General features: G+C 48.0%; 24 protein-coding genes. 3 read left to right on the forward strand and 21 right to left on the reverse strand.

The genetic code is table 11. The features are described from left to right. Positions 1–225: 225 nt before the first annotated feature. The 4 genes from AC0VZ8_RS23160 to AC0VZ8_RS23175 form a co-directional block, all read right to left on the reverse strand. Positions 226–630: an NUDIX hydrolase gene (locus AC0VZ8_RS23160; RefSeq protein ID WP_260066072.1), complete on the reverse strand. Its 405-nt coding sequence runs from the start codon at positions 628–630 to the stop codon at positions 226–228. A 46-nt stretch (positions 631–676) separates the two neighbouring features. Then, positions 677–1,078 (reverse strand): zinc ribbon domain-containing protein, encoded by a 402-nt coding sequence (locus AC0VZ8_RS23165; RefSeq protein WP_071219835.1) that lies wholly within the window; start codon positions 1,076–1,078, stop codon positions 677–679. Positions 1,079–1,164: 86 nt separating this feature from the next. After that, positions 1,165–2,154, reverse strand: a complete 990-nt coding sequence (locus tag AC0VZ8_RS23170) for a serine hydrolase domain-containing protein (RefSeq protein WP_475484548.1) — start codon at positions 2,152–2,154, stop codon at positions 1,165–1,167. A 65-nt stretch (positions 2,155–2,219) separates the two neighbouring features. Continuing rightward, complete coding sequence (locus AC0VZ8_RS23175; protein ID WP_475484549.1) at positions 2,220–3,014, reverse strand: hypothetical protein; 795 nt, start codon at positions 3,012–3,014, stop codon at positions 2,220–2,222. 262 nt (positions 3,015–3,276) lie between these two features. Between AC0VZ8_RS23175 and AC0VZ8_RS23180 the strand changes: the two genes are divergently transcribed. Continuing rightward, positions 3,277–5,607 carry a helix-turn-helix domain-containing protein gene (locus tag AC0VZ8_RS23180; protein WP_475484550.1) on the forward strand — a complete coding sequence of 777 codons (2,331 nt, stop codon included), beginning with the start codon at positions 3,277–3,279 and terminating at the stop codon, positions 5,605–5,607. A gap of 68 nt (positions 5,608–5,675) precedes the next feature. Here AC0VZ8_RS23180 and AC0VZ8_RS23185 read toward each other — a convergent pair whose 3' ends face one another. The 6 genes from AC0VZ8_RS23185 to AC0VZ8_RS23210 form a co-directional block, all read right to left on the reverse strand. After that, positions 5,676–6,692, reverse strand: a complete 1,017-nt coding sequence (locus tag AC0VZ8_RS23185) for a glycoside hydrolase family 130 protein (protein ID WP_475484551.1) — start codon at positions 6,690–6,692, stop codon at positions 5,676–5,678. A 61-nt stretch (positions 6,693–6,753) separates the two neighbouring features. Next, a complete protein-coding gene (locus tag AC0VZ8_RS23190) occupies positions 6,754–8,370 on the reverse strand; it encodes an extracellular solute-binding protein (RefSeq protein WP_475484552.1) in 1,617 nt (538 codons plus the stop codon). 52 nt (positions 8,371–8,422) lie between these two features. Further along, positions 8,423–9,334 (reverse strand): carbohydrate ABC transporter permease, encoded by a 912-nt coding sequence (locus AC0VZ8_RS23195; RefSeq protein ID WP_475484553.1) that lies wholly within the window; start codon positions 9,332–9,334, stop codon positions 8,423–8,425. Positions 9,335–9,350: 16 nt separating this feature from the next. After that, positions 9,351–10,340, reverse strand: a complete 990-nt coding sequence (locus AC0VZ8_RS23200; RefSeq protein WP_475484554.1) for an ABC transporter permease — start codon at positions 10,338–10,340, stop codon at positions 9,351–9,353. Positions 10,341–10,879: 539 nt separating this feature from the next. Then, complete coding sequence (locus AC0VZ8_RS23205) at positions 10,880–11,188, reverse strand: hypothetical protein (protein ID WP_260066076.1); 309 nt, start codon at positions 11,186–11,188, stop codon at positions 10,880–10,882. A gap of 75 nt (positions 11,189–11,263) precedes the next feature. Beyond that, positions 11,264–12,214 (reverse strand): LacI family DNA-binding transcriptional regulator, encoded by a 951-nt coding sequence (locus tag AC0VZ8_RS23210; RefSeq protein WP_475484555.1) that lies wholly within the window; start codon positions 12,212–12,214, stop codon positions 11,264–11,266. A 389-nt stretch (positions 12,215–12,603) separates the two neighbouring features. Between AC0VZ8_RS23210 and AC0VZ8_RS23215 the strand changes: the two genes are divergently transcribed. Then, a complete protein-coding gene (locus AC0VZ8_RS23215) occupies positions 12,604–13,059 on the forward strand; it encodes a hypothetical protein (protein ID WP_475484556.1) in 456 nt (151 codons plus the stop codon). 580 nt (positions 13,060–13,639) lie between these two features. Here AC0VZ8_RS23215 and rarD read toward each other — a convergent pair. From rarD to AC0VZ8_RS23235, 4 genes are all read right to left on the reverse strand, one after another. Continuing rightward, positions 13,640–14,380, reverse strand: a complete 741-nt coding sequence (gene rarD, locus AC0VZ8_RS23220; RefSeq protein ID WP_475484557.1) for an EamA family transporter RarD — start codon at positions 14,378–14,380, stop codon at positions 13,640–13,642. Positions 14,381–14,543: 163 nt separating this feature from the next. Beyond that, entirely contained in the window at positions 14,544–14,684 is a 141-nt protein-coding gene (locus tag AC0VZ8_RS23225) for a DUF2992 family protein (RefSeq protein WP_475487745.1), read from the reverse strand. A 300-nt stretch (positions 14,685–14,984) separates the two neighbouring features. Beyond that, the gene (dhaK, locus tag AC0VZ8_RS23230; RefSeq protein ID WP_475484558.1) at positions 14,985–16,745 is read right to left on the reverse strand and encodes a dihydroxyacetone kinase subunit DhaK; all 1,761 of its coding nucleotides are present in this window, start codon (positions 16,743–16,745) and stop codon (positions 14,985–14,987) included. A 1-nt stretch (position 16,746) separates the two neighbouring features. Beyond that, entirely contained in the window at positions 16,747–17,883 is a 1,137-nt protein-coding gene (locus AC0VZ8_RS23235) for a glycerol dehydrogenase (RefSeq protein WP_475484559.1), read from the reverse strand. A gap of 204 nt (positions 17,884–18,087) precedes the next feature. Here AC0VZ8_RS23235 and AC0VZ8_RS23240 point away from each other — a divergent pair, with 204 nt between their 5' ends. Further along, on the forward strand, positions 18,088–19,134 hold the full coding sequence (locus tag AC0VZ8_RS23240) for a PocR ligand-binding domain-containing protein (protein ID WP_475484560.1): 1,047 nt from the start codon (positions 18,088–18,090) through the stop codon (positions 19,132–19,134). Between the two features lie 86 nt (positions 19,135–19,220). On the opposite strand, the gene AC0VZ8_RS23245 is transcribed toward AC0VZ8_RS23240, so the two are convergent. The 7 genes from AC0VZ8_RS23245 to AC0VZ8_RS23275 all read right to left on the reverse strand — a co-directional run bounded on the left by AC0VZ8_RS23245 (position 19,221) and on the right by AC0VZ8_RS23275 (position 24,504). Then, entirely contained in the window at positions 19,221–19,799 is a 579-nt protein-coding gene (locus AC0VZ8_RS23245) for a GNAT family N-acetyltransferase (protein WP_475484561.1), read from the reverse strand. 1 nt (position 19,800) lies between these two features. Beyond that, positions 19,801–20,367: a nucleoside-triphosphatase gene (locus tag AC0VZ8_RS23250; RefSeq protein ID WP_475484562.1), complete on the reverse strand. Its 567-nt coding sequence runs from the start codon at positions 20,365–20,367 to the stop codon at positions 19,801–19,803. Continuing rightward, positions 20,351–20,491 carry an NUDIX hydrolase gene (locus AC0VZ8_RS23255; RefSeq protein WP_194543810.1) on the reverse strand — a complete coding sequence of 47 codons (141 nt, stop codon included), beginning with the start codon at positions 20,489–20,491 and terminating at the stop codon, positions 20,351–20,353. Before AC0VZ8_RS23255 ends, AC0VZ8_RS23250 begins: the two co-directional genes overlap by 17 nt. Before the next feature lie 140 nt (positions 20,492–20,631). Continuing rightward, positions 20,632–21,390 (reverse strand): ABC transporter ATP-binding protein, encoded by a 759-nt coding sequence (locus tag AC0VZ8_RS23260; protein ID WP_475484563.1) that lies wholly within the window; start codon positions 21,388–21,390, stop codon positions 20,632–20,634. A gap of 4 nt (positions 21,391–21,394) precedes the next feature. Beyond that, positions 21,395–23,713 carry an ABC transporter permease gene (locus AC0VZ8_RS23265; RefSeq protein ID WP_475484564.1) on the reverse strand — a complete coding sequence of 773 codons (2,319 nt, stop codon included), beginning with the start codon at positions 23,711–23,713 and terminating at the stop codon, positions 21,395–21,397. Then, a complete protein-coding gene (locus tag AC0VZ8_RS23270; protein ID WP_162487620.1) occupies positions 23,688–23,864 on the reverse strand; it encodes a hypothetical protein in 177 nt (58 codons plus the stop codon). The genes AC0VZ8_RS23265 and AC0VZ8_RS23270 overlap by 26 nt, the downstream gene beginning before the upstream one ends. Further along, positions 23,857–24,504, reverse strand: a complete 648-nt coding sequence (locus AC0VZ8_RS23275) for a TetR/AcrR family transcriptional regulator (protein ID WP_071221812.1) — start codon at positions 24,502–24,504, stop codon at positions 23,857–23,859. Before AC0VZ8_RS23275 ends, AC0VZ8_RS23270 begins: the two co-directional genes overlap by 8 nt. Positions 24,505–24,603: the final 99 nt, after the last annotated feature.

The raw sequence follows: 24,603 nt of genomic DNA on the forward strand, positions 1-24,603 counted from the left end.
TCCACATATGCCAGGTCTAAGGACATGAAGGTAATCAGGTTTTACTGACATCAAAGAGGCTAACCGCTCTCACGGTTAGCCTCTTTTTTATATGCTGGATGTCTTTAAGGATGCAGCCTCTGCCGCTTCGGATGGAACATCGTCAATGGAGTTCGCAAGCGTAACCCTGATGTTGTTCATCGGGTCAGTAAGGTTAATCCGGTCTTTAAAAGAACAGGATGAGGGCTAAAACGCCCGGCTTCTAACTTCTCCTTGATAAGCCAATGCATCCTCGGCCCTTAACCGCTGAACGTCGCTCAGCTCCGACAACTCGGCCCATTTATACTCCGAATGCTCTGAGCTAAGGATAATTTCCTCATGAAGAGGGATCGAACAGCGGAATATGCCGACCTGCACGTTGATATGACTGTGATAATAAAATCCGGTCAAGACCGCATCCAGCAGGGTGAGGCCCAGTTCTTCGCGGCATTCGCGAAATATTGCTTCATGGATCGTTTCGCCGGGGTCGACCCCGCCTCCGGGCAAACTCCATCCTTTGTTCCCATAGGTCCGTTTTAATAAGAGCAGCTTGCCGTCGGCGTTCGATATGATGGCATGCACACCGAATCTGTACGTGTCATGAAAGCCCATTATTCATCCTCCTATCTCGGCATTAATATGCATTATCCAAGCAAGCTTACTGCCTCTCCCCAATGTCATTACCGCACTTCGGACAATATTGGTACGTTTCATGTTTGATGGCTCTCCCGCAATATGGGCAGAAATTGAAATCGCCATCCTGTTTAAAACCTTCGTTGACGCTTTGCCTTGCATTCGCTTGAAGGTAAGGATCTAATGGATCCGGTTCGTCGTCGGTAATATCATAGACGGACATACGGTTAGCTCCCGTAGCATTTTTAAGATGAAAAATCCCCTGCACAACCGCGACACCGACAAAGATGACCCCGAACAGGACAAAAAAGACGGGTGCTCCCATATTTGCTGCCGAAATCGTCCAGAATATCCCAAATACGCCAATTGCAGCACTGCCAACCGCGCCCATAGCCGACGGTCCCCGACCTGGCTTGATGCTTCTCATGTAAGGCTCCTCTCGAAAGTGATAATGACCAAAACAAATACATGCTTGCATGGTTCCCGATTAATCTTGTAGTCGTTTCCTTCGTTTTACGTATGAAACAATAGAGGTTTAATCATTCGGAACAACTGGTGCGAATTTACTTTCTCATAATTCCATAGCATGACGATCCGTAGATCTTGAACTGGATAGTGCCAAATTTCGGATCTAAATCCCGGAGTTCCTCCGGCAATTAACCGAAAGTCAGCCCCCAGGAACCATCCATATCCATAGTTTAAGTTCGGGTCAAATGTTGTCGTATAGTACGGTGCAAACATTTTATCCATCGTTTCCGGCTGAAGGATTTCACCTTTGAAAAGGGCTTCAAACCACGTATTCAGGTCTTGGACCGTGGAGTACAGCTCGCCTGGAGCTTGAACCGTGCTAAGCCTGTCATTGTCAGCGTTTATCAGCTGATTATTTTCCCAGGCGTGTCCGTATGCTCTGCCTGAATTGATCTGACGAGGACAATCAACCCCTGTCGATCCCATGTGCAAAGGCGAGAAGAACCAGGAATTCAAAATTTCCTCATACTTCATCTCCGTCACAGCCTCTAGTATATACCCCAGCATGATAAACCCGGTGCTGCTATATTCCCAACGCTCACCCGGAATGAAATTCTGTTTGAGTCCGACGAGGTAGGGTATAAACGCTTTCTTCTCCACACTTAATTTGCTCATCTCATATGTAAGGTCAGGTACGGCATAAATATCATGCAGCCCTGATGAATGGCTCAATAAATGATGGATCGTGATCTTTGGATGGAGAGCCTTAAATGCGTCAACATAGGCACCCGGATGATCATCAAGACTAATCAGCCCTTGTTCATAGAGTTTGAGGGTGGCAGCTGCAATGAACATTTTGGTGACTGAGGCAATGTGAAATTTCGTATCCTTGTTATTGGGGACGCCAAGCTGAATGCTGGCTTGCCCGTAGGATTTACTGAATAAGGTTTTGCCTTCTTTGGAAATGTGGATGTTCCCGGATAAATAATGGTCTTGTTGATAACGATCAATCAGTTCCTCTAATTGCTGCTCCATTCTAACCCTCCCCTTAAAATCCTAAACCGGTACGCATTCTGTAACCTATCATGATGCAGCGCGGTCTAGAGATATTCGCCGAAAAAAAACTGCAGCGCTTCAGTGGAATACCCGTCGCTTCCCTGCCACTCCGACATCGAGAAGAAATCGTCGTCCCTTCTCGGACGCGTGCGGGGCGTATCCTTCGGAACCAGCACGCCGGCATATCCCAGAACTTCCATCAGCACGTCTCGTTCATACTTGCTTGAAGGCAGAACATCCTTCAACCGCTTTTCGAGATGACGCGGGCTTTCTGTTTCAGCACATCCGTCGACGGCTGCAATCAGCTTCCTCAGAATGGCGATATCCTCCTCGTCCACCGTCAGGCCATCCTCATGGCTCAACAGCTCAATATCGAGCCAGCAGTAGATCAGCTGATTCAAGCGGATGCCTCCCCATTTGACCCGTTCGAAATTCAGCACGTTCAGGTCGGCATTCACGTAATCCCGGTCGGACTGCAGCCGGGCATGGTTACAATCTCCGCAGCTGCTGTAATTCGGCATGGCCGAGCGTCGTCCTTCGTACTGATGAAGAGACAGGCGCGATGTCAGCGCCCAACTGGAAAGCGCGCTTCGCAGATGCACTTGTCTCGTGGACAGGCTGTGCAGAAATGCGACAGCAGCCCTTTCTTTAGTAACCGTCTTATGTAAGCTATGAAGCCGCTGGATCAGCTCATCATGCCCGATGGTGATGGGGTCGAACATCAGCTTCATGCTCTTTGCGTAATCAAAGTCCTCCCCAACGAACGGCAAAGAACTGCTTTTCCAGCCGCTGGATGACCAGAACGTTTGAAGTAAAACCTTTTTTGCCTTTTTGTCCACAGCTTCTCTCACTTCCCATTATTTTCTTGTCCCTATCATAACAAAATCCCCCTCTAATGCGAAGACGAGCGTAACTAACTGAAGCCATTGAAACGATGAAACTACGAGTTATGTCATGTAATGAATCATGATGATGAATTTATTCTTAAATATTCCTCTGAATAATTATTATAATGATATAATGTTTCAGATAACCCTGTCGTTGTTGATGAAATCGGATGTTCGCATGACATGAAAAGAATGCAATGGAGAATGCATCCAAATGACCATTTACAAGCTTAAATCATTCATCGTATCCACCTTCACTTTCCGAATAAATTGGAATCATTTTAAGTCGAAGCTGCTCTTAAAATACGTTCTGTCTTATATTCTGATCTTTCTAATTCCCCTGACGGGGGTAACGATATTTGTTTATGATAGCGCTGTCAGCGGGCTTCGTACCGAGATTGAACAATCTAACATCAATCAATTGAACCAGGTGAAAATGACCATCGACTCCCGGATCGCGGAGCTTCGAGAGCTTTCCGGCCGAATCGCTTACGACAGACGCTTAACCCCTTATATGGTCCGTGATGATTATTACAGAGTGGAAGCCATACAAGCTTTGGCCAACTATAAGGCAAACAGCAGCATCATTGAAGACATCTTCATATACTATCATAACGACCCGGTTATCTATTCTTACCGCGGCCTGACGAATGTTAACGTTACGTTCGATTCCTTTTACCGGTATGAGAACTGGAGTCTGAAGGATATCATCATTGCTCTGAACGAAACGAATCAGATGTTCATACGACCTGCCGAGAATGTTACGATCAACGGCTCCAGGCAGGAGGCGATGCTGACCGTAATCGTACCTATTAAGCCCAATGCCCCTTATCCGTACGGGAGCGTCGTATATATGGTGAAAGAATCCAATCTTACCGGGGTCATGGATTCCATTCTTAGCGATTTCACCGGGAGCAGCTACATTTTCAATCAACATGACGAAGTGCTTACGGCGAGCAATCATGGCGTAACCCTGTCTCAAGAGAACCTCGAGTCATTGGCTGCGCTTGATGCGGGCATACACAATCTCTCCCTGAATAATGACAAGTACTCCGTCGTATCCGTCAAATCCGGGGAGAATAGCTGGAACTACATGACCATCATGCCAAGCTACCAGTTCTTCAGCCGGGTCGCTCATGTCCAGACGCTCATTCTGCTGGTGTTTGGCATCGCCGTCATAACCGGAGTGCTCGCCGCTTTTGTACTGGCTAGACGCCAATATCACCCGATTAAGGACTTGATGGAATTCGCCAAGCTCAGAGTCAACGATACCCCAGAGCCCAAAACGCGCAATGAATGGGATTGGATTCGTCAGACCCTTCACGATTACAGCACCCGAATCGATATGCAGGAGCCCTTCGTGCGCAATCAATGCATGCTGCTTCTACTAAAACACGGCAAGCCGGATGATCCCGAAATCGAGCGAATGATCGCCGGAGCGGGGCTGGAATCTCCCCAGGAACAAGTCATTTATTTCTGTGTGATTCTGTCTTGGGAAGAAACCGATGAGGGCGAGGATATCCAGAATGATCGTCAACAGATGCAAGCTTTACTCAGCCATGTTGAACCAACAGGGCTTCATGCGAATATCCATGGCGTTGAATTCTCAGCCGATAATCAATTCGCGCTGATCGTATCGCTTCCTGACCCTGGTCAAGATTCGCTGAAGCTCCGAATGGAGCAGATTATTCGCGCGGTCCAGGGATTGATCTCCGAGAACACTCGGCTCGATCCGAGCATGGGCGTAGGTACGCCCTACCGGGATTTGGGGCAGCTAAACCAATCCTTCATTGAAGCCGCGACCGCACTCGAACACCGAATGGTTGGCAGCAGCCGGATCACCTATTTCGACCAGTTGGCAGAGCAGAATCATCCTGTCGCCAAAGGCGTGTGGCTTCCAAGAAAGTCGCTCCTCAAGCTGGAGCAAAGCCTTAAGCAAGGCAACGAATCGGTGGCTGTGCAGATGATCGCCGAGATGATGGAGACCATTCGGAGCGAACCGCTGCAGATTCATCTGCTGCGCTGCATTTGCTTCGATCTGCTGAACGCACTGCTTCGGTCCGCTTCTGAGGTTGGAATGAACGAAGCGTTCACCAACATCTCGGACTATACGTCGTTTGAGACGCTGGAGGAATTTGAGGACAAGCTGTTGTCGCTCACAACGGAGGTTTGCGAGAGGGTTGAACGGAACCATGAGCAAGCAGCACCAAAACTGATCGATGATATCGTACATTATGTAAATCAGCAGTTTGCCGACTATACGCTCAGCCTGGAGCATGTGGCTCTTAAATTTTCCGTCTCTACCTCTTACTTAAGCCGCAGCTTTAAAGAAAAGACCGGGATCAGCTTCTCACAGTATATTTGGAAGAGGCGTATGGAAGAAGTCATTCGGCTGCTTGTGACGACAAGCGCTCCTCTGAAGGAAATCATCGAACAGGTGGGCTATCTGGATGCACCCAATTTCATCCGCAAATTCAAGAAAGAAACCGGGCTGACGCCCGGTCAGTACCGCAAACAACATTGCTCGAGCGGTCTGGATATATAAAAAAGAGGGCCCTCTACGAGATCTTATCTCGAAAGGGCCCGAATGCTTCTACTTCTCTCACGCTACACTCACTGCGGTTCGTTCAAGATATGCTCTACCAGCTCTTCAATCGGCACGGTAGCCAGTGCAATTGCAGTGTCGGTAACACCATAATAGATATAGAGCAGGCCGTCTTTGACCACGTTTCCTGTCGGAAACACCACATTCGGAATTTGATAACCGAATTTCTCATAATAGGTTTCCGGTTCCATAATGAAATTCTTCGTCCTTGCTATGACCTTCTCAGGGTTGTTCAGGTCAAGTAGCATCGCCCCGACACGGTAAACGACCTGATCATCAACGCCATGGTAAAGGACCAACCAGCCTTTATCGGTTCGCACAGGCGGCGTTGCTCCCCCGATTTTCCTGGATTCCCAGGCCGGATTCTCAGCCTTGGCCAGAAGCTTCGGCTCTTCCCAATGAACCAGATCCTCTGAGTACGTAATCCATATCGCCGCGCTGTCCGTTCCGTAAGCTGCACCCACGTATTCTTCCGGACGGCGCAGCAATACATACTTTCCGTTAATCTTCTCAGGGAACAAAATGTTGTCACGGTCATTGATGTCGAGCGGTGTCGTATCGGCAACGAATTCCCAGTCGATCAGATTGTCCGATTTCAGAATCGAAGAGCGGGTGAGCCAGTGGCCTTCCTCCTCCCCCCAGCCGTCAGGATATTTTGGAATCGAACGCTCCGGTATGCCCGCTCCTGTCGGGTAGTAACTCATGGCGCACGGCCTAAGGGCATAGTTTAAATAGTACGTGCCGTCTATTTTGACAATCCGCGGGTCCTGGACGCTTCCATATGGGAAGCCCAGCATGTCTGGCGTCACGATCGGCTCGTCTGTCACGTGCGTAAAATTCACTCCGTCCTCACTCTCCAGCAGTCCCAAAACATTCTTGCAAGGCGTTAGGGAGCCTGCGGTACGTTCGATCATGTAAAACTTGCCGTTGTCTATAATAACCGCAGGATTGAATACAGTGACTTTACGCCATTCGTATTTTCCCGGAACGACGATCGGATTGTTTGGATGTCTCGTTATTTTCATAGGCTAGGCCTCCACATTTGTATGGTATTCAGGATTTATCAAGCCCTCTATTATTTTGTGTTTAGTTCGACTTCCAGCGGTCATATGCACCTTGGTAGATTTCAACGACCCGGTCGGCACCCATTTTCTTCATTGTGTTCAGGTAGTTATCCCAATTGGACAATGGTTCTGCTCCCGTAACGAATTTCGCCTCCATCTGCTGTACATACGTGCTCAGATCCGAGTTCAGGCTGTTGATCTCAGTTTGCTCTTCAACGGTCAGGAACAAGGCAGGGAACGGCGGTCTTGCTCCGCGGTCAAGCAACTTTTCCTTCGTTTCCTTTTCAACCCACTGATCGAAGTCGGTCTTCAATCCTTTATTAATGTCGTCCGTATTGATGGTAGGAGCCGGAATGCCGTAGTTTGGCGTCAAAGTCGCACAGTAATCCTCCATCTCCATCCCGTCCGGCACAGGCAAATAGCGCTTCACACGGTTGGCTTCATCCGTGTACTCCCACAGCTTGCCTTCTGGTCCTTTGTTGAAAAAGAGCGATCCTTCATAAGAATAAAGGTAGTCCACCCAACGCATCGAGGCTTCAGGGGCAGGATTGGTAACCGTGATGGCAAAAGCCCCAGTCGTAATCCCTCTGTTCTTGGCGATAGCCGGCTTGTCTACCAGATCGCTTTTTACCGGAGCGAACATCGGATCTTTGGTGGACGGTTCTCCCCCTTTGGTCATGTAGGCATGCCAGTCGGAGAACAGGGCCACCTGATTGTTCTGTGCCTTGGCCTTCTTCTGTTCTGCGGTTTGCGAATAGCTTTCGTGGTCAAGCAGATCCTCTTTCCATAGACGGTTCATATAGACCAGATACTCTCTGAAGCCCTCTTCTATCGGGGTATAATGAACAACATCCTTATCGTCTACATAAATTTCGTCTTCATAGATGCCGAAAGCGCCAAGCAGCCAAGTACGAATATCCCGAGCATTGGTCGTAGCTGTCGACACGGAAGAGATCGGGATTTCATCGGCGACTCCATTGCCGTTCGGATCCTCTTCTTTAACCCGCTTCAGGAAGTTATAGAGCTCCTCGGTCGTCTCCGGAAGCTTGTCGATATTCAGGGCCTCCAGGAAATCACCGTTGTACCACAGCGGGTTGCGATACCAGTGCTGGCTTAAATCGATCGCTGGCAAGGAATAGATATGTCCATCCGGAGCTGTAATGGATTTACGGATCTCCGGAATTTCGTCCATCAGCGCCTTGAAGTTCGGAGCATATTCCTCGATGAGCTCCTCAAGCGGGATCAGAATTCCCTGCTCGCCATAGTTCATCTGTTCAGCCGCCGTCAAGCCTGCAGCATAGAAGACATCCGGGTAATCGCCGCTGGCAAATACGAGGTTCTTCTTCGTATCAAAACTATCCTTCGGAGCGTTCAAGTATCGGAATGAAATTCCCGTCTTTTCCTCCATCTGCTGCAGCACGATCATATCCTTCCAGTTCTGAACGCCGACATCAGGTGCCATCATGGTCAGCGTAATCGGCTCATTCATAATCGGGAAGCCTTCCTTATTTACGGCGGCTGCTTCCGTTGACTTTGTTCCGGCAGATTTCGTATCGCTGGCCGAACCGCATCCGGCGAGCAGAGATAGGGCTGTCATCCCCGTCAGCACCAGCTTCCAAGTTTTGCTTGTCATCTTCATCCATGTTTCCTCCCTTTGTATACTCAAGCTCATATTATATAAAACGCTTTCATCATCCTTTTACAGAACCAATCATAACCCCTTGGACAAAGTATCGTTGTAAAAAAGGATAGAGAGCGACAATCGGCAGCGTCGATACGACGATCACCCCGTATTTGATCAGCGATGCGGTTTCGGCTTTGGAACTCATTGCCCTGGCGGCATCCCCGCTGATTGCGGCGCCGGTCGTCTCCGCCGTCATTTCCTGAAGTACCAGAATCTGCCGCAGCACCATTTGCAGAGGATACTTGCTCTCATCGTTGAGATAGATCAGAGCCGGAAAGTAGCTGTTCCAGTGACTGACCCCGTAAAACAAAGCCATAACTGCAATAATCGGCGCGGACAGCGGCAGAATAATGCGGACGAACAGCTTCAGGTTGGTACAGCCGTCCATATATGCCGCTTCCTGCAGTTCCTTGGGAATCGTCGTCTGGAAGAACGTCCGGGCAACGATGATGTTCCATACCGATGCTGCTACAGGAAGAATGAGCGCCCCCATCGTGTTGATCAGCCCCAAATTCCGGACTACGAGATACGTTGGCACAAGCCCTCCGGTAAAGAACATCGTAAACAGGATAAATCCCAAGAACAGTTGACGACCGACCAAATCCGACCTGCTGAGCGCATAAGCTGCAGGCAGTGTCACGGCCAGGTTCAACAGCGTTCCTATCCCAGTATAGACGATCGTGTTCAGATATCCGTTCCAAATCTTCGGGTTTTCGAAGACCAGCTGGTATCCGGCCCAGGTAATTTCCTTGGGAAACAGCCACATCGCACCCGAATTCACCTGCTGCGGGCTGCTGATCGATGCGCTGAGAATATAAATGAGCGGATAAAGAACAACAATCAGAGCGATGGATAAATAGATATAGACGCTGCCCAGAAAAATTTTGTCCCACTTCGATTCCTTCATAGCGGAAACCATTGTACTTCCCTCCTTTCTACCATAGACTGTTCTCGCTGGTGCGTCTGGCAATCCGGTTGACTGTTACCAGTAAAATAACGTTGATCACGGAGTTGAACAGGCCAACGGCTGTCGAGAAGCTGTACTGCGCGTCTACCAGACCGGTCCGGTAGACATAAGTTGAAATGACATCGGAAGACTCCATATTCAGGGAGTTCTGCAGCAGCAGTATTTTTTCGAAGCCAATCGTAAGAATGTTACCAATGTTCAGAATCAGCAAAATGGTGATCGTTGGGAGTATGGCCGGCAGGTTGATGTGCAACAATCGTTTGAAACGACTGGCTCCGTCCACAATCGCGGCTTCATGCTGCTGGGGATCGACACCGGACAGCGCAGCCAGATAGATAATGGTCCCCCATCCGGTGCTTTGCCAGACCCCGGACAGAACGTATACGGTCTTGAACCAGGCCGGATCCGACAGAAAGTTCGGCGCGTCGAAACCCATCCATTTGATGAATTGGACCAGTATGCCTGTGGACGGTGATAAGAAGGTAATAATCATACCCGCCATGACCACAACGGATATAAAATGAGGCGCATACGTAACGGTCTGAACCATTTTCTTGAAGGGACCCGTACGGATTTCGTTGAAAGCAAGCGCCAGGATGATCGGTAGCGGAAACCCGATTATCAGCTCGTAGAAGCTGAGGCTGAACGTATTCCAGAGCAGATCCCAAAAATAGTAGGAATTGAAGAAACGCTCGAAATGATCGAAGCCTACCCATGGACTGTCCATGATTCCTTTGCTAGGGATAAAGTTCTTAAAGGCAATCTGGATACCGTACATCGGCGCATAGTGAAATACAAGGAAATACAGTGTGGCCGGCACCAAGAACAGATAAAGCTCCCAGTTCACCCTGATTCTTTTACCGAGAGACGTATGGTTGACACCTTGATTAGGCGGCTTCGTTTCGCGATGGATGGAACGTCTTCCGGATATCACAGCAAGTAGTCTTTTTCCCCTCATGCTTCCCCTCCTTTCTTACATATCGATTCATGTCAGGTTATCTGGCTCACTCACGTACATCACGTTCCAGTGGTTAACAGGTAACGCTTACATTCCAAAGTGTAGAGAAGACGGCATGACATCGTAAATGTGTAAGATGTGCATTGTCATCCGTCTGTCCGGCGCGATCCCGCTGCTATCATCATTTTTTCATCCGGATCTCCGCGATCCCTGTTGAAGTATGATGCTGAGAATGTGTAACATATGAACCTGTTATCAGGTTTCATATGTTACATATTTTGCTCCATCAAGCTGTCCAAGCCAGGAGGGGAATCGTCATGTACCTACCCTGCTAGACTAGTAGACAAGAGGAAAAAGTCATCTGCCAATACGACACGGCGAGAACGATTTCAGAAAAAATGAAACAACCGTTCCCCGGTGGAATACCGAGAAACGGTTGCTGCTTAAAGCTCTCTTTTAGTTCTGTCTACTTGACAGGGGTATGACCAAGAATGCGGCCTTTAAGTTTAAAAATCTTGTCATATGGCAACTTTCATTCCTTACCCTTCTACGATATCTGCCCGTAAATCAGCTGCAATTCCGATCATGAGGGGTACGATTTCTTGATGGGAGACGGCTATGTACAACTCCCCCATATAGTGTCTAAATGGAATAAGGGCCTCTCCATGTTTCCACATAAAGAAATCCCCTTCGACAGACATGGTGCTCTCCTCCCCTTTAACAGTCAGCACCGTCTGATATGTGAAATCCGCCTTGGATGAAAAATAAGCTTGGCATTCCTCCAATGAAATCTCTTGATTACTAGTGTTTGCATTCATGGATCTTGTAATCCGAAAACGTTGATTCATAAATATCCTCCAAATATAAAATGATGGGCTGGATCATTGAAAAATACCATGCATGGAGCGATTGTAAGTCAATAATTATATCGATTGCCGTACAATGATGTGATAAGGAATCTCTACCTTATCCTTTGATTTCTTAATTGTAAGATCAAAGGCTTGTTCACCGACTTTCACCAATTGATGATCAACCGTAGATAGGCGTAACCCAATCCCGACAGGCTGATTCTCCTGGCCAATGATCGCCAGATCCTCTGGCACCCCTAGTTGTATGCTCCTTGCATACTGATAAATACCTGTCGCAACCTCATCGCCGTTCGCATAAACAGCGGTTGGTCTAAGATCCATATTAAGTAGTTGTCGTGCCGCTCTTACCCCGTCATCCATGCTGTAGCAATCCCTGATATGGTATGCTGGCGGCAGATCGCCAAATATATACTGATACGCTTTTATCGTTAGCTGTGTACTATTACTCTCTTCTCCTCTTGCTGTCGTAAAAGCGACTCGTGAATGCCTTTTATCCTTTAACAATTGAAACGTGTCTACGTAAGATGCATACCGATCCATGTAGGCACAGCCAATCTCAGGATGATCCGTAAACTCGCATGCGACGATCGTCCCGTACTTGGTATATGGCACAATGGCATCCCAAGTGTTTGAGCGAGAGGTAATGATGATTCCATCCAGTTGTTTATTTTTCAACATATTTAAGCAGCTGAGCTCTTTTTCCGGATCGTACTTTGTAGGCAGAACCATCACGGAATAATCACGCTCGACCGATCGATTAAGCACACCATGAAGCAGTTGATCAAAGGCTTGATTGTTGTTGTACGGCATGATCACACCGATACTTCTTGTTTCCTTACGAATTAAATCGACAGCTGAGCGATTTGGCGTATAGTCCATTTCATCAATCACACGCTGCACAGCTGCCCGCTTCGATTCAGATACATAAGGATGTTGATTCAGCACCCTTGATACTGTTGATACGGATACTCCTGCCCGCTTTGCAATATCATTAATATTTGCCATTGTCACCTTCTCCTATATCTCACACTTCATACTCTAGTCTTACACCAAATCAGCGCCTAAAACAACAATAAGCTTCCCACAAGTGTAATCACACTAATGAGGAACTTATTTATTTCTACTCTGCAGCTGAAAGCAACATATCTCATTTATCTCCGACTGCGAATACCGGCTTTTGGCGCATATGGGCCTCAATTTTAGTTTCAGACAAAATCACCTTTAATCTCTTGACCATTTATGCTATCCACTATCGGTCCAGTCCCACTATTATACAATGTTTGGATAACTCACGAACCTATATTCCGAATTTTAGACTATATTGCAATGGTCAAGTATCATGATTTATAAGTTCTGAATAAGCTACAATCATCGATCAGATTGGAGGCTTATTAATGATAATTAACCCCTATTTATGCTCATGTAGTCGATTCCCTCAACCATCTTATTATCCGTATCCTGCACCATATTATGGCGTTTATCCTCCTAATGGCAATTATTTCGGAAGTGGCATTGGTGTTCATGCTGGTGGCCAGCTTGGGGGTGATTATGGAGCAGGCATTTTTGTCGGTGGTCATCTCGGGAGTGGCCATGGAATAGGAGCTCATGCTGGCAGCCATCTCGGTGGTGAATATGGAGTAGGAGTTCATGCTGGCGGCCAACTCGGTGGTGGTCATGGGATGGGAGTTCATGCAGGTGGATATCTTGGTGGAAAATATGGTATCGGTGGTTATACCGGCGCGCATATTGGTGGGGGACATGGTTTAGGCTTGGATGCCGGTGGCCATTTAGGCGGTTATAGTGGTCAATTCGGTTTCCAATTTGGCGGACACAAGGATGATTTCCGATAATAGAAAACGGTTTTTAAAAGGAAACAAACTATCGTTTATCGGTAGCTTGTTTCTTATTTATAGTACGAAAAGGTAAACATAATCTTACTTTGAGATTCCATCATGAAAATTTAAAAATCTAACAATTGTAATAATAATATATGCGTATTGCGCCATCAAATAAGCATCTGTGGTTGGAGATTCTACGGCATCGTCCCCTTACCTGGCTCCCAGATAATTTCACCACCGATATAATCCGCTTGATGATCAGTATCAACAAAACGAATGTTGGTTGGAACCATAGAAACCGCTTGGTAGGCCTGCTTATATAAGTAAGTTCTTACACATCCGATTATATACAGAACAATCGATTCTTCCATTTTGATCGGTGTCTAAGAATAAACCGATTGCCTTCTTCTTTTTGATTGACCTAACCTTTCCCGTTAGCTTAACCCCTTATATAATGTTAATTCAATATAGATCTAGTCACGGCAAACGTAGTGTGCCCAGGTATGCAGGATAACACCACAAACGGAAAACGGCCATCTCCCGCCCCATCGGACGGAAATGGCCGTTATGACGGTACCGTGCGCCTTTGCCGTTAGCTCGCCTTCGCGAGTTTAGTGTTGCGAACCGATGCCGCAGCGTATACGACGAGCGCTGTCCAGATGAGCGCGAAGCCGACGAGCAAAACCGACGAGACCGATTCCTTGAACACGAATACGCTCAGTAACAGCATGATCGTCGGCCCGATGTATTGTACGAAGCCGAGCGTGGACAGCGCCATCCGGGCGGCCGCTCGTGCAAAGAAGAGCAGCGGCAGTGCCGTTACCACGCCGGAAAGAAGCAGTTCGACGAACATGGACGGAGGCAGCGTCCATGCCGTCGTCTTTCCCACGGCGGCCAAATAGATCCAGTAGTCGATGGCGATGATGAGCACCGCAGCACCAGCGATAGCAATCGCGAGCCATTGGCCGCGGTTTGGCTTCTCACGAAGGAAGACGACCGCTAGCAGCACGTTCAGCAACGGGTTCAAATAATAGCCGAGACTTGTCTCGACGACATGGCCATTGTTGACGGCCCAGATGAAGATGAGCCAATTAGCAGCGATCAGCAGTCCGCTGGCGGCGACCGACAGCAGGAGCGAGCGGCTAGCCGCAATTCGCTTCATGTCACCCCAGCGGCGCTGGACGGCGACGAGAATACCCATGAAGACGAACGACCAGACAACCCGATGTGACAGAATTTCGCCTGCCGGCACATTGTCAAACAACTTCCAATAAAGCGGGAGAACCCCCCACATGATATACGCGATAATTGCGTTGACTAACCCATTGTTCATAATCAATTCTCCTCTTCTCACTCCGATGTCTGAACGAATTATACGTCTCGATCCTCTATTAAGTAAAGAAAATAATTGGTCCGTTAGCATGCAGTTACGATCTTGCTGCCGTTGTATTTTGAGCTATCGTTTCCCGTTAGTTTATTGAACTATATCCAATTCTTTAGCTTGTAGAAAATATAATTAAAAAAAGAAGCAAGTCTGTAAGACCTGCTTCCTTTGGCTCGTTACCAAAAATATGACGACAAGCTTTTAGACGTCCCTGTTCTTCCTGCTCAATCACACCAATACTTACAATTTTCATCAAACAATACGGTAAGCTTCACACTTACTCCCCCTCTGTTTATTCTGGAGTGATGGACATCCCGAGGGGGGAAGGTCACTGACACTAGAGCTAACCCTGTGCGACCGGACTACCAACCGATCTGTGTTTTTACACTCCTTTAAGGTTATATCACATTTTACATAATTGTTAAACCGTTCCACTAGGCTCGTTAGTTTCCGCGGCCCGAATAGTTCTCCTCATCAATTTTGGGAATTTTCTCATTATTAATGACACCACACAAGTATACCGTACCTGACAGGAACATAACTACGTTCCAGATTACTTCATCGCTTTAGCAAGCTCGGTGAAAATAACCCCGAGCGCATACGCCCCCGCATCCGGGTATCCGATGCTGCGTTCGCCGACGGTGCCTGCTCTTCCCATTCGGGCAACGATGTCTGCCGTCTTCTGAGCGCCGAGAACCGCCGCTTCGGACGCCTTCATCGCTGCCGGCTTCATCTCCACGCCTTGCTCCGCACTCTGCGTCCAGGCATCCGCGAAAGGCACGAGCGCATCGATCAATGTCTTGTCGCCAACAACGGCTCCTCTTCCGAACGATCGTTCGCCCGTATCCTGAATTCCCTTGACAACGGCCTGCATCATATCGGCAACCTCTTGAACGGACAATTCCTGCTTCTGACCGGCAGATTTACTCGCCGCCCTGAATGCGGATCCCCAGATCGGTCCGGAAGCCCCGCCGCAATGCTCCATGATGATCATCGAGCAGGCGTCGAGGAAATCGCCGATATCGCGAAGATGGTGGGTCAGAATATCGTCCCATTCCGCTTTTAGCTGCTTGAAGCCCTTGGCAACGCTCATGCCGAAATCGCCGTCTCCGGCATGGGCGTCGAGCTCGCAGAACGGTACTTCGTTCTCGATAATGACCTCACTCATTTGATCGATCAGATATATGATATTTTGCAAGGTCAGCCGGTTGTTCTTTACCATCGCTGCGGCAGGATCCGTATTGTTTTTATACGATACCACGTTCTCTGACTTCTGTTCGTGAACAACCTCGGTATAAATCACAGGTTCAAAAGGTCCCTTGACCGACAGTGCCGGCGTATCGCACGGTGCAGACAGCCACTTCTTGAGCGTTTCGTCCAGCTTCATGATTGTCACCGATGCGCCTGCCATATCGATGCTGGTCATATAGTTGCCGACGAATACTTTGAATACCCGCTTGTTCCGGGACGCCAATTCGCGCATGACGGAATTGTTCAGCAAATACAGCTCCTGCAGCGGCGTGCCGCCAAACCCGTTGATTAATACGGCCACTTCATGCTCTGGAGCATCATTCATCTGCAAGTTGTCCAGCAATGACGTGATCATCCGCTGCGCCAGCTCATCTGCAGAAACCGATTTCTCCCTGCGGATTCCCGGTTCGCCGTGAATGCCGACGCCATACTCCATCTCGTCATCCTCGATATGAAACGTCGGAGTTCCCTTGGCGGGCACAGTGCAGGAGGTATACGCGAAGCCAATGCTGCGAACATGGTTAATCGCATGCTGCGCCGCTTCTTTCACTTCCGGAAGGGACAGCCCGGCTTCTGCAGCCGCTCCGGCTACCTTATGAACGAGCACCGTTCCGGCAACCCCTCTTCGCCCTACCGTATAGAGACTGTCTTCAACCGCAATGTCATCGTCGACCTTCACATAATCCACTTGGATGCCGTCCTCGCTCGCGAGGTGGGCCGCATTTTTGAAGTTCATGATGTCGCCGCTGTAATTTTTGATAATAAGCAGCGTTCCCTTATTGCTCGCGGAGCTGCGGATCGCTTGATACACCTGGATTTGGGATGGGGAAGCAAACACATCGCCGCACACGGCCGCATCCAGCATGCCTTGTCCAACGAATCCGGCATGCGCCGGTTCGTGGCCGCTTCCGCCGCCGCTGATCAGCGTAACTTTATCTTGATCGATCTCCTTTTTGGAAATCACCTTGAATTTAGGGTTGAACGCCAGCTCAGGATGCGCAAGCACAAGCCCATTGCACATTTCCCTAACCAAGGTTTCCGGTTTGTTCATGATTTTCTTCATCTTATATCTCCTTACTCCATTTGTATTGACGGCCCAATTGGTCAGCGGCCATAATCGCGGATGCTACAGCTTCCTCCGAAATCGGGAATGGCATCGAGTGGATGGATTCCTCGGCAATACATGCCTTCTTGGCCACTTCAAGCAGTTCCTCGTAGGTCACATGCTCGACGCCGATATCTTCCAGGCATACAGGAAGACCGATCGACAGACAAAAGTCCAGCACTTCCTTCATTTCGTTCCGGTCTGCATTCTCAAGCACCAATTGAGCAATCGTACTGAAGGCTACCTTCTCGCCGTGATAATAATGATGCGTTCCTTCCAGTGCCGTCAAGCCATTGTGAATCGCGTGAGTCGCTGCCAAACCGCCGCTCTCGAAGCCTAGTCCCGATAACAGAATATTCGTCTCGATGATATTCTCAAGCGCAGGCGTCACGATGTTTTGATCGCAGGCCAGTTTCGCTCTGTACCCGTTCTCAAGCAGCGTTTCATAGCATAGCTTGGCAAGTCCCAGCGCGGTAATTGTCCCTTTGGCTTCACCACATACGCCTTCGCGAACGCCGCACGGCAAACCGGCATTGACATTGGAATACGATTGCGCCGTTGCTCTTGCTTCGAAATAGGTAGAGAGCGCATCCCCCATGCCAGCAACTAGGAATCTAGTCGGCGCTTTGGCAATAACCGTCGTATCAATCATGACAACGCTAGGACTTTGTTTGAAATAAGCATAATCATCGAATTCGCCTTCCGGAGTATAGAGGACCGCAGAATGGCTTGTCGGCGCATCGGTTGCCGCAATCGTCGGAACAATGATCAGGGCTTCACCTTCGGCCACGCATTTTGCCGTATCACTCGCTTTGCCTCCGCCGAGGCCAATCGTGCAAGCACATTGATGCTCCTTGGCCAATGCTTGCAATCTGGCAACCTCCTGCCGTGAGCATTCTCCACGGAAGCCGCCTTCAACTAGCGTTATATTAAATTTTTGTTTTGTTGACTCCAACTTGTCTTTCACCCGTGCAACATCATCGGGATGGGCAATCAGCAGGGCGGAATCTCCGAATGTCTTTACAAAATAACCCAAATTCAACAGTTCGTTCTCACCCTGCACATATTTTGTCGGACTGATAAACGCTCTTCTCATGATCATTCCTCCTACGTAAACTATATTAATTATTATAGGTTGTACTTATTCGGGAAGCATGAAACAATAAGGTCAGAATAAAGCGTTTTCTTATCGTGTTTTTTTGTCATCCCCATGGAAAATTGTATTATCTTGTTCTTCAGTGGAACCATTCGCTATAATATTCAATAGAGTTTCTATAACTTTTCATAGGAGAATGTTGTCATGTCCAAATCTCGATATGATTTAGAAGAAATCATTGATTTGGAGAAATGGGAGAAGCTGCAGGATTCTTTATCGCTCGTGACCAAAATGGCGATCCTTACGGTTGATTACAAGGGCGTTCCCGTCACCAAGCACAGCCACTGTCAGCCTTTCTGCCAAGGCGTTCGCCAGGATTCCCATCTCTCTTCATATTGTCAAAAATGCGACGCGCGAGCCGGCATTGAAGCGGTTCGCCAAAACAAACCATATATCTATTTATGCCATTTCAACATTATCGATATCGCCATCCCGATCATTATCGATAACCAATATCTTGGTGCGATTATGGCCGGACAGCTCAAGCTCCGAGAACCTGATGCTCCGATGCTGGAGCAGATCGTATCTCGGCCGCCCAATGTGGAGTCAAACCGGAAGTTTAAGGAACTCGAAGGGGATTACGTTGCACTGCCCGTCTTATCCTATGACGAGGTGACGAAGTGCGTGGATCTGCTGCTGCAATTAAGCACCTATATCGTGGAGGAAGCGATTCAGAAGCATACCACGATTGATTTGTACAAAAAAGTGCTCTCGTCCCAGATGGATGCGCCAGCTTCCGTGGAAGCTTTTAAGGAGTCGGATCGTGCGGTCCGCAGCATCCAATCCATGCAGCAGGAGCTGTCAGGAGCACTGATCGATACCAAATTGAAGAATGGCGCTGGGCGGTTCGTCTCGTCGAATGCCGTACTTCAGCCCGCATTTGACTATATTTTTGCGCATAAGCATGAGAACTTCAGCCTGAAGGAGATGGCCAAGCTTTGCCATATCAGTCCCAGCTATTTCAGCCGCATCTTTACGAAGGAAACAGGTGAGAATTTCTCCGTCTTCATTGCCAGGCTTAAGATTGAATGGGCCAAGCAGCTGTTGGAATCCACCGATTCGCCGATCCATCAAGTGAGCGATGATTTAGGGTTTTGCGATACGGGCTATTTCATTAAAACGTTCAAAAAGTTCGAGCACCTCACCCCGGCCGTGTACCGGAACTTGTATGCGGGGCTATCAGCTAAGTGACCGTTCTGCCTACCGATCATTCCAAGTAACCCCCTTCGCTCATGAACGAAGGGGGTTCTTACGATGGCGGTTATTCAACCAGCCCGTTAACGGGAGTTGCTCTGATTCCGGTAGTCATCCACAACAATAGAGTATAATTTCAGATCTTCGTGGTTCCCTTTTACGAATATCGTCTGTCTTAATAAACCTTCATAGGACATGCCGGCCTTTTCCATCACTCTGGCTGATCCTGGGTTTGACGGCAGACAACTTGCCTCGATTCTAACCAGCTTCATTCTTTCAAATCCAAAAGAGATGATGGTCCTGATCACTTCGGTCATGTAACCACGATTCCAATAATCCTTGGACAGGGCATAACCCAATTCGGCTTTAGCATGTCGGACATCCCAAGCCATAAATCCTGAGGTTCCAATGACCTTTCCGGTTTCTTTGTCCACGATTCCCCAAGGGGCCACAGCATGCTGGCAGTATTTATGCAGGACCCTCATTAAGTAGAGACGGGTATCTTCCATGGTTTGATGCGTCGGCCAAGCCGTATATCTCGATACCTCCTCATCCGATCCGTAATGAAATATATCCTCTTCATCTTCGCTCCTCAGTTTTCTTAAAATCGTTCTGTCTGTTTCTAACGTAGGGAGATCCGAAAAGACATCTTCGATCTGCATATTATTCACCCTCCACAGCTTTCATCATATCCTTTAACAAAGTTTCGGATATCGTGTTACGATTGGATGCGTTCATACTTAGAATCCTGACTTCCTTCCGATATTTGATGATGTCTATTTCAGGATGGCTCTCCAGAGGAATGGTCCCCAGAACAATCCGGGAACCTGAAATATTCGCTTGTACTATTTTTTGAAAAGACGAAGATAACATCTGCATAAAACCAATTTCGTCGATAACGATGATTTTCTTGGAGGACAAGGCGTCCTCTAATATTTTCACGGCAAAATCCTCGAATGCTTCTACATCCATTCCGTATCTTCCAATACGAGTGCTGCTTGGGTTTTCTACATGTGCAATTTCGACGCTTTCCCCACAAACGGATACGCACTTAAAACCGATTCGACCACTCGAATTCGTGATTTCCTCCGTATAGAATCCACCGCAAAGATCCGGACCGATGGCGTTGATCAGTTGTTTGATCATCGTCGTTTTACCGATCCGAGGCTCCCCTGTCAGTAAAAATGCACGCTTGGCCTCCAGGCGTTCCCCGTCACGACTCGCCAGCATCAACGAAACCTCCGGGCATTTCCCACGTATCCGAACGAACATGAGTACGAACCATTAAAACATGTCCATCCTCATTCTTAACAAGTGCTGAAACCGCAACGAAATGTTTAGACTGATCATGCATCGTATAATACCATCCGTTTCATGATTAATGTTTCGCTCAATTGAATGCTCAAGCGTAAATTATGGTGCGAATCAAGTGATTCCATAATTATACATTCGCTAACCAAGGGCGATAGTCCTGCGGCTTAAATGGATATCGATTTATATTCCGATTTCCTGCATTTTCAGCATAACTTTCTTGACCCTGCCATCCATATCTGTTCCCACAAGCTTTGGAAGCTTGAGTTCGCCGACCACTTTCCCATCGCGCATAAACATAATGCGCTCCGTCCGCGCCGCAACTTGTGCATCGTGAGTGACAAGCATGACCGCCGTACCGTCTGCATTGATCTCCGAGAATAGGTCCATGATTTCCTGAGCGGAAATGGAGTTGAGCGCTCCCGTTGGCTCGTCGCCGAAGATAATTCGCGGGTTGTTCATCAGTGCCCGGCATATTCCCGCACGCTGAAGCTGACCACCCGAAACCTGGGTGATGTTCCGTTTTTCAAGCTCTGCGATGCCTATCCTTTTCATAAGCTCCCTCGCCTTCACCGAAATGTTCGCGGCGTTTTTACGGTTATCCCGCATGGAAGGAAGAATGATATTGTCGAGGATATTCAAATTTTTCAGCATCGTCGGCTGTTGGAACACAAAACCCATTTGGGTTCTGCGTAGATCTGCAAGCTCATTCTCCCCAAGTGTCGATAAATCCTTGCCCTCAAAAACGACTTTTCCGCCATTCACGCCATCCGTCCCGCTCAGTGCAAACATTAGCGTGGATTTGCCCGAGCCTGATGGTCCCATAACAGCTACGAACTCGCCCTCGTGTATACAGGCGGACACCCCGTCCAGAACATTATGCTGTTCGCCGCCCTCGCCGAAAGATTTGACGATATCCTCACCGATAATCATCTTTTTCATCTGCCTACTCCTTTATATTTTCGGATATTTTGATACGTCCTGCGCCTGAAGTGCCGATCATGGTTGCGATAAGTACCGCGGTTATCATCATAAGGGGGCTGTACAGATATGCCGAAAGCGGATTGACCACAAAATGAAACGCTGACGCTCCAAACGAAGAGATAACCGCACCCGCAAGCCTTTCTCCGAGCGTGTTCGCCAGAAGCGTTCCAAGAACAATGCCGACCATCAGAACAAATACCGAACGCGAAGCATATTGCACCTTTATGTCCGAGTTCGTAAAACCGAGGGCTTTCATAACGGCAATGGAATATCTGTCCTTCGCAACAAGCATTTTTATAAACATCAGGGTAATCAGTACCGATATCATCAGCGCAACAGCAATTGCAGCGTCAGAGGCCTTCTTGACAGCATTTATCGTTGAGCCGAATGTCTGCGTAATAAATTCATCAATATCTGAAATCTTGGCAAAATCAAACCTGTCCGCGTAGTCTGAAATCTTAGCGCCGATAAGAGATATATCCGAAAGTTCTGCACAGATGATGCTCCACATCATATCCGCCGAATTGTCGGAGAATACCGCCTTTGCGGTTTTGCCGCCATTGGTAATGTCGGAATATATCCCGCTCACCGTCAGTTCCTTCTCCTGTCCCTCTATTACCAGTGTAATGACATCGCCGACTTTCTTGCCCAGCTCATCGGCATTTATAGCCGACAGTGCAATTTCATCCTCTGCAGCGGGTGCTCTGCCAATGGAATAAGCAATCGGGAATATGGAATGGTCGCCGAGTTCGATTTTTATGTTTTCCTCAGAACCGTCTTCTGTTTTGATGTTAAATGCTTTTGTTGTAAGGACGGCAACCTTGGATATGGCGGGGTCGCTGCTCATCTCATTTTGCAGTTCAGCCGTTTTTTCTGAAATGTTATCGGTCTGCTGTATGTCAGCACGTAGATCATAGTTTCCGATCCCCATATATTGGGTGAAGCTTGTAGAGGAGATGGTGTTGTACAAATTCTGTGGAACCATCATGATAAATGCTGAAATCACCAGTACCGTTAGGCTTGTAGCATAAAGCTTTTTCCTTGCGAGAACGTCTTTGATACCAAGGAAAACATTCGTATTCAACAGCCTGTTTCCACTTAGACTATAACGGTTGGCGCCTGGGCTTTTGTCCTGCGAAGTACCAAAGCGTATAGCCTCTGCAGCGGATATGTTCCGAAAACGTTTCAACACTGTGTTTACATAGGCGATGATGGCAAGGAATACAAGCAGTATGCCGGTAATTCCCAACAACAAAGCATAAGCGGAATTTTCACTTTCTCCCATATACAGCCGTATATTTTCAAGAAGCATGCCTTTGAACATAAACGACAGTGCAAAACCGAGCATACAACCCGCCGCCGCAATCGCTGCGTATTTCGCGAGATACATCTTCTTTATGTCGGAAACACGCAGCCCAATTGCCTTCATCACGCCTATCTCGCGGTAGTCGTCTTCGATTTTCGCCAGGAGCGTAAATCGTATGCACATCAATGCGATGGCCACGACAAGGGCGCTCACAAGAAGTATAACCGCGATCATCAACCCATCGGATAGTGCGTTCATCATTTTGAAAAGCTTATATGTAACGGTGGGTCCGTTTGCTTCAAGTCCTGCGGAGGCATAAGCCGTTTCAAATGAACCGATCTCGGATGGATCCTTTAATCTAAATTCAATCAGATACTCCATACTGCCAAGGCTCTTGATTTCCGCGTAATCATGTTCATGTACAAGAAATCTCTTGGAGGAGGAGAGCGTGGAGTTCATCTGTGAATCCCGGAGGAACCCTGCAACGATAAACTCCTTCCCGCTAATAACCGCCTGATCACCGACCTTGGTGGTGCCATCCCTCATATAGCTTACCGGAACATACAACTCGCCGATGGCGGGTTTAATGATGTTACCGTCGAGATCAAGCAGATAATCGAATTTTTGGCTCTGCATGCTAAATCCGTTATCCTGGACACTATTCGCAAGCGAATGCTCACCTAATCGTATCCGCGTTCCATCCATATTGAGAAACTCCATTACTTGAACGTCATCCACATTGTGATGCTGCTCCGCAAAAGCAAAAAGCCGCGCAGAATCTATCTCACCGGAATGCATCTGCATAAAATGCGGGGTTTTGGCTTGTGTCATCAATGTATTCAGTGCACCTGAGAGATTAACGACGAGGATCGCCGCAAGCGAAACAAGCATAGCCGCCGCAGCGACAAATATCATGGTCGTTAGCGTAATGGCTTTGTTTTTTAAAAGATCATTGCGGATTATTCTGGAGTACATAAAACACCTCTGCTTTCACGCATTTTAACCGCCTTAACTTATACAGAATGACCGAAGTCCCACATAACAGTATCCCGGCGATAATATAGAGAAATGCCATCCCTCTGCCGAGGCCCGCCGATGAAATTCCCCACACTATCCGTTTATTCATGGCTGCTTTCGTCTCCTCCACCAAACATCTGTATGACGTCCATAAGACTCCCGCTTGCTGCACCGAGCAGCCTTTCTACGTTGCAAACAAAGGCCAGCATTCGTGAACCGCGCTCCTCATTCGTCAAGGTAATCATATCGTCATCAAAAACGGTATTCGCATAGATTACAACCATTTCCATGCATTCATACGGAAACGGCGTGCTGAACATTCCCTGCTCAATGCCTTCGCGGATGATTCCCGTCAGGATCGGCGGAAGGCCGTTGATGATGACCTTTTGTATTTTTTGATGCATGAGCGCATTCTGCGGTTTGTGAATATGCTCCATAATTTCCTTGCTGCTTCCGCCGCTTAAGTTCAGAGCCATCACAACGCGGATTATGCGTTCCACTACGGGTATGCTCTTTTCCTCGGCAATTTCCTGTGCCCCATCCAAAAGGTGGACCGCATACCGATCAATCAGCGCATCCATGATGTCCTCTTTCGACTTGAAGTGATGATACAAGGTTCCCCGCGCAATCCCGACCTTTTCGAGAATATCGTTTGTACTTGTACCGTCAAAGCCCTTCTGAGCAAAAAGCTCATCCGCTGCATCAAGGATTTCGTTCCTTCGTTCTTCCGCTTTTTTTACAACTCTCATCGTTACACCTCCTCACCACCGACCGACTGACTGTCGGTTATAGAATAACAGGTTTCCTGTTATTGTCAAGATGTTGTTAAGTGAATCTAGGTGGGGGAG

The organism is Paenibacillus sp. QJM3NY_38 (assembly GCF_056173265.1).

What these genes read in the sequence shown, in the direction of transcription:
- AC0VZ8_RS23270 (WP_162487620.1), bottom strand. Translation starts at nt 23,864, where the DNA reads ATGAATAAACGGATAGTGTGGGGAATTTCATCGGCGGGCCTCGGCAGA.
- AC0VZ8_RS23255 (WP_194543810.1), bottom strand. Translation starts at nt 20,491, where the DNA reads ATGCATGATCAGTCTAAACATTTCGTTGCGGTTTCAGCACTTGTTAAG.
- AC0VZ8_RS23180 (WP_475484550.1), top strand. Translation starts at nt 3,277, where the DNA reads ATGACCATTTACAAGCTTAAATCATTCATCGTATCCACCTTCACTTTC.
- AC0VZ8_RS23250 (WP_475484562.1), bottom strand. Translation starts at nt 20,367, where the DNA reads ATGCTGGCGAGTCGTGACGGGGAACGCCTGGAGGCCAAGCGTGCATTT.
- AC0VZ8_RS23195 (WP_475484553.1), bottom strand. Translation starts at nt 9,334, where the DNA reads ATGGTTTCCGCTATGAAGGAATCGAAGTGGGACAAAATTTTTCTGGGC.
- AC0VZ8_RS23240 (WP_475484560.1), top strand. Translation starts at nt 18,088, where the DNA reads ATGTCCAAATCTCGATATGATTTAGAAGAAATCATTGATTTGGAGAAA.
- AC0VZ8_RS23170 (WP_475484548.1), bottom strand. Translation starts at nt 2,154, where the DNA reads ATGGAGCAGCAATTAGAGGAACTGATTGATCGTTATCAACAAGACCAT.
- AC0VZ8_RS23235 (WP_475484559.1), bottom strand. Translation starts at nt 17,883, where the DNA reads ATGAGAAGAGCGTTTATCAGTCCGACAAAATATGTGCAGGGTGAGAAC.
- AC0VZ8_RS23205 (WP_260066076.1), bottom strand. Translation starts at nt 11,188, where the DNA reads ATGAATCAACGTTTTCGGATTACAAGATCCATGAATGCAAACACTAGT.
- AC0VZ8_RS23200 (WP_475484554.1), bottom strand. Translation starts at nt 10,340, where the DNA reads ATGAGGGGAAAAAGACTACTTGCTGTGATATCCGGAAGACGTTCCATC.
- AC0VZ8_RS23245 (WP_475484561.1), bottom strand. Translation starts at nt 19,799, where the DNA reads ATGCAGATCGAAGATGTCTTTTCGGATCTCCCTACGTTAGAAACAGAC.
- AC0VZ8_RS23260 (WP_475484563.1), bottom strand. Translation starts at nt 21,390, where the DNA reads ATGAAAAAGATGATTATCGGTGAGGATATCGTCAAATCTTTCGGCGAG.
- AC0VZ8_RS23210 (WP_475484555.1), bottom strand. Translation starts at nt 12,214, where the DNA reads ATGGCAAATATTAATGATATTGCAAAGCGGGCAGGAGTATCCGTATCA.
- dhaK (WP_475484558.1), bottom strand. Translation starts at nt 16,745, where the DNA reads ATGAAGAAAATCATGAACAAACCGGAAACCTTGGTTAGGGAAATGTGC.
- AC0VZ8_RS23185 (WP_475484551.1), bottom strand. Translation starts at nt 6,692, where the DNA reads ATGAAAATAACGAGACATCCAAACAATCCGATCGTCGTTCCGGGAAAA.
- AC0VZ8_RS23265 (WP_475484564.1), bottom strand. Translation starts at nt 23,713, where the DNA reads ATGTACTCCAGAATAATCCGCAATGATCTTTTAAAAAACAAAGCCATT.
- AC0VZ8_RS23160 (WP_260066072.1), bottom strand. Translation starts at nt 630, where the DNA reads ATGGGCTTTCATGACACGTACAGATTCGGTGTGCATGCCATCATATCG.
- rarD (WP_475484557.1), bottom strand. Translation starts at nt 14,380, where the DNA reads ATGAACAATGGGTTAGTCAACGCAATTATCGCGTATATCATGTGGGGG.
- AC0VZ8_RS23215 (WP_475484556.1), top strand. Translation starts at nt 12,604, where the DNA reads ATGATAATTAACCCCTATTTATGCTCATGTAGTCGATTCCCTCAACCA.
- AC0VZ8_RS23165 (WP_071219835.1), bottom strand. Translation starts at nt 1,078, where the DNA reads ATGAGAAGCATCAAGCCAGGTCGGGGACCGTCGGCTATGGGCGCGGTT.
- AC0VZ8_RS23275 (WP_071221812.1), bottom strand. Translation starts at nt 24,504, where the DNA reads ATGAGAGTTGTAAAAAAAGCGGAAGAACGAAGGAACGAAATCCTTGAT.
- AC0VZ8_RS23190 (WP_475484552.1), bottom strand. Translation starts at nt 8,370, where the DNA reads ATGAAGATGACAAGCAAAACTTGGAAGCTGGTGCTGACGGGGATGACA.
- AC0VZ8_RS23225 (WP_475487745.1), bottom strand. Translation starts at nt 14,684, where the DNA reads ATGAAAATTGTAAGTATTGGTGTGATTGAGCAGGAAGAACAGGGACGT.